Below are 4,126 nucleotides of genomic sequence, written 5' to 3'. Positions count from 1 at the left end.
GGCCACCGACAGGGCGTCCACCCACGCGTCGCCCGGCCCCACTATGATGGCCGACTCGCAGCCGCCCGGGTAGGCCGCGCGCGCCTCCGCGACGGCGGTCTCGAACATGGTGGCGCCGGCGTAGGTGAGGAAGGCCGTGCCGGCAGAACGGGCACGACTGGAAAAAGTCGCTGCAGGAATTGGGTCTTCAGCAGCCGTGTCAACGGCGCCTTCGGCAATGGCGGCCTCTATCTCGGCCTCGGAAAGGGGTGATTGGTCTTCTTCGACAGTAGCAAAAGCCACTCCTGGGCACAAAAGCATCGATGCAACGACGCCTGCCAGCAAGAGCCTCATTGCCTTCTTGCCTCTCTTCAAATCTCTTCCCTTTCTCCTCTTCGAAACCACATTGTCCATCTCATGGTCATTTACCAGCTACCCGCGCGTGAAATGGTACGTCGGCACGGCGCTTTCCAACACGCGGATGGCTTCCTCGTCCGTGGACGCGATGACGGCCCTCAGCTCCTCGAGCTTGGCGGCCACCTCGTCGTAGCTGATCTCCTGGCCGACCGACACCATGATGGACGAGCTGCCCGTGGGGAGCGTGTCCTCCTCGTCCATCAGCAGCTCCTCGTACATCTTCTCGCCGTCACGCAGGCCCGTGAACTCGATCTCGATGTCCTCGCCGAGCTTCAGGCCCGACAGGCGGATCAGGTTGCGCGCCAAGTCGAGGATCTTCACCGGCTCGCCCATGTCGAGGATGAAGATCTCACCGCCGCGCGCCATGCCGCCCGCCTGGATGACCAGGCGCGTCGCCTCGGGGATGGTCATGAAGTACCGCTCGATGTCAGGATGCGTCACCGTCACGGGACCGCCCTGCGCGATCTGCCGCTTGAACAGGGGGATCACGCTGCCGTTCGAGCCGAGCACGTTGCCGAAGCGCACCGCCGTGAACACCGTCTTCGACGTGTGCGCGTAGTGCTGCATGATCATCTCGCCCATGCGCTTGGTGGCGCCCATGACGCTCGTGGGGTTCACGGCCTTGTCAGTCGAGATGAAGATGAAGCGCGCCACCCCGTGCGCGTCAGCCGCGCGCACCACGTTCAACGTGCCGAACACGTTGTTGCTGATCGCCTCGCGCGGGCACGCCTCCATGAGCGGCACGTGCTTGTGCGCTGCCGCGTGGAACACCGCCGACGGCGCGTAGCGGGCGAACACCTCCTCGACGCGCGCCTCGTCGCACACGCTGCCGATCTCGACCTCAACGTCGAGCTCGGGGTGCTCGGCGAGCAGCTCGTTGCGCAGCATGTACGCGTCGTTCTCGTAGATGTCGAACACCACGACGCGCGCAGGGCCGACCTTCGCCAGCTGGCGGCAGAGCTCGCTTCCGATTGAGCCGCCGCCACCCGTCACCAGCATCGTGTTGCCCGTGACGTACGTTGCCGCCGTGCGCGTGTCGAGCACGATCTCGTCGCGCCCGAGGAGGTCCGTCACGTCGACGTCGCGAAACGCCACCACGCCCAGGTCCTCGACGTCGATGTCGCGGATGTTGGGGAGCGTGCGCAGCGTGCACTCGGTGGACGTGCAGATGGAGTAGATCTTCTTGCGCTCGGCAGCCGTGGCGGAGGGGATGGCCACCACGATCTGGCTCACGTCGTACCGCTTTGCCAGCTCGGGGATGTCGTCGGTCGACCCGACGACCTTGACGCCGTGGATGCGCTTGTTCCTCTTCGACGGGTCGTCATCGGTGGCAGCCACCGGCACGCCCGGCATGTTCGGATCCTTCGAGAGCATGCGGCCGATGGTCAGCGCGCCCGTCTCGCCCGCGCCCACGATGAGCGTACGCGGACTTTCTCCTGACGCGGGCCGCAGCTGGCGCTTCTTGCTCTTGACGATGCGCCACAGCATGCGCACGCCGCCGACGAAGAGCACCAGAAGGATACCCGAGCTCACGAACACCCTGATGGGAAGGCGCACGTCCGCGAGCCACAGAAACACTGCGCCCAGAAGCGTGGACACGAACATCGACAACACGATCTGGAGGAGCTCGTCGATGCCGGCGTACTCCCAGAGGTTGTTGTACAGGCGAAAGCCCGCCAAGACGCCCACGTTGATCAACGCGAGGATGCCCAGGATGAAGAATATCTCCGTGTTGACGAACACCTCGTCGTACACGTTCGTCAGAAGGGATGCGAGCCAATAGGCGACGTAAGTGGAAGCCACGTCAGCAAAAAGAAGAACGCCCATCCTTCCCGCCGTGCGAATGTCCATAGAGCTCCTTGCCGAACGCAGTCGTTTTCTCAAACCGACATATTATTGTACTCCAATTGAATTAGCGCCACTCGCACCCACACTTCTTTAGCAGATATTAAAGTAGTGCTAGAATGATGCAGTTAAACGAGGGCACACATCACGAACGCACCCGCCTCCGAAGAGCGCCAAGTATTGGAAGAGGAGCATTCGTGGCACAGCGCAGCAAGCCGAGCAGTCAAGCCGATCGCACCAAAGGCCCCTTTGGCCCAACGTCCATGGGCGGGCGCAGATCCGTCGCCAACTCCGCTGGAGGCGCAGGCGGCAAAGGCGGTGCGCAGTACTCCCGCAAGAACCCCGGATACTCGCATGCCGCCCAAAAGCGAACGGGGCGAGGCAAGAAGATCGCCCTCTGCGTCCTCGCAGCCGTGCTGGTCGTCGCCCTCGGCAGCGCCTCTGCGTTCGCCGTCTACCTGAACTCAGTGAACACCAAGCTCAAGCAAGGAACGAAGACCTCTGATGAGATCATCGCCATCGACGACGTCCTACGTCCCACGAGCAGCTTCGACAAGCCGTTCTACATGATGCTCATCGGATCCGACATGCGCGAGAACAGCGACGAGATGGGCGCGCGCTCCGACACCAACATCCTCGTGCGCGTTGACCCCTCGAATGATCAGGTCACCATGGTCTCCATCCCGCGCGACACGAAGATCGAACTTGCCGGATACGGCACGAGCAAGTTCAACGCCATCTACAACTTCGAGGGAGCAGCGGGCGTCATATCAGAAGCCAAGAAGCTGCTTGGCGTCGACATAGCGTATTACGCCGAGGTGAACTTCGGCAAGCTGGTGGATCTCGTCGACGCTGTCGGCGGCGTCGACGTCGAGGTCGAAGAGCTTATCGACGACCCTGACGCCGACCGTCCGGAATCGGGGCGGCATATCGTCTTGCAGGAGGGCTTCCAGCACCTTGGCGGCGAGGAAGCGCTCGTGTTCGCTCGCAGTCGCGCGTATGTCGACGGTGATTTCACGCGCACAGCCAACCAGCGCAAGCTCATCGAAGCCATCGTGGACAAGGTGCTCTCCGCGCCTATCACGAGCTTGCCCGGCATCATCGAGAAAGCGTCTGACTGCGTCACCACCAACCTGTCCATCACGGACATCATCGCGCTTGCCCAGCAGTTCAAGAGCGATGGCGGCCTCACGATCTACTCCGACATGGTCCCATCATGGACTCAGACGATCGACGGGATCTCATACGTCATCAACGACGCCGAGGCCACCAAGGAGATGATGGCCGTCGTAGAGGCTGGAGAAGACCCCAGCGCCGAAGCGCCTTCCGACGAAGCTGCCCTCGAGGAGACCGTCTAAGCGTTTCATTGCGCGTTTGAAGGGGATCAAGGGGTCTCTCCCCTCAATCGAAAGACGCCCGAAGAATTCCTCTCCCGAACGCAACGAAGGGGCCCGGAGGCCCCACGGAGCGAGAAAATGCGGGGAGCGTCCTTGCGGAACCTCCCCGCAGGGCCCCGCAATGCGAAGAGAGGGCCCGCAGTCCAAAACGGAAAGGGGGCCCGAAGGCCCCCGTGATGCGAAGAGGGATCACAATCCCGAAAAAGAAGAGACCCGCAGGCCCCCAGCAAATACGAAAGCACCCCTCATGAGCGGAACTCCCTGGCCTCCCGCAGCCTGGCGCTGCAGTACTCTCGGCGACGCGGGGCTTAACTTCCGAGTTCGGAATGGGATCGGGTGATCCCCCGCTCCATGGTTCCGCTCATGGGAGGTGCTCCCACGAGCCTGTAATATAAGGCTCGCCAGCGGCCCTCGGGGGCCCTGGCGCCTGCATGCGCGCGGCACGTTCGCGGATCGCGGCGTGCGCTGACGGGAAGTTGCCATGAAGA

Annotated in this window: 3 protein-coding genes and 1 rRNA gene; 1 reads left to right on the top strand and 3 read right to left on the bottom strand. The window is 62.8% G+C overall.

What is annotated here, in order from left to right; all coding sequences use genetic code 11:
* Both G7Y49_RS11730 and G7Y49_RS11725 read right to left on the bottom strand, forming a co-directional pair.
* A partial coding sequence (locus G7Y49_RS11730; protein ID WP_165174029.1) for a hypothetical protein occupies positions 1-393 on the bottom strand: 393 nt, incomplete at its 3' end.
* 18 nt (positions 394-411) lie between these two features.
* The gene (locus G7Y49_RS11725; protein WP_165174027.1) at positions 412-2,247 is read right to left on the bottom strand and encodes a nucleoside-diphosphate sugar epimerase/dehydratase; all 1,836 of its coding nucleotides are present in this window, start codon (positions 2,245-2,247) and stop codon (positions 412-414) included.
* 257 nt (positions 2,248-2,504) lie between these two features.
* On the opposite strand from G7Y49_RS11725, the gene G7Y49_RS11720 reads away from it, so the two are divergent.
* Complete coding sequence (locus tag G7Y49_RS11720) at positions 2,505-3,599, top strand: LCP family protein (protein ID WP_165174031.1); 1,095 nt, start codon at positions 2,505-2,507, stop codon at positions 3,597-3,599.
* Positions 3,600-3,886: 287 nt separating this feature from the next.
* Here G7Y49_RS11720 and rrf read toward each other — a convergent pair.
* A 5S ribosomal RNA gene (rrf, locus tag G7Y49_RS11715) occupies positions 3,887-4,001 on the bottom strand.
* Between the last annotated feature and the right edge of the window lie 125 nt (positions 4,002-4,126).

Source organism: Adlercreutzia sp. ZJ242 (assembly GCF_011038995.1).
In the GTDB taxonomy this organism is placed as follows: Bacteria; Actinomycetota; Coriobacteriia; order Coriobacteriales; family Eggerthellaceae; genus CAAEEV01.
This window is presented reverse-complemented; position numbering and strand designations above follow the sequence as displayed.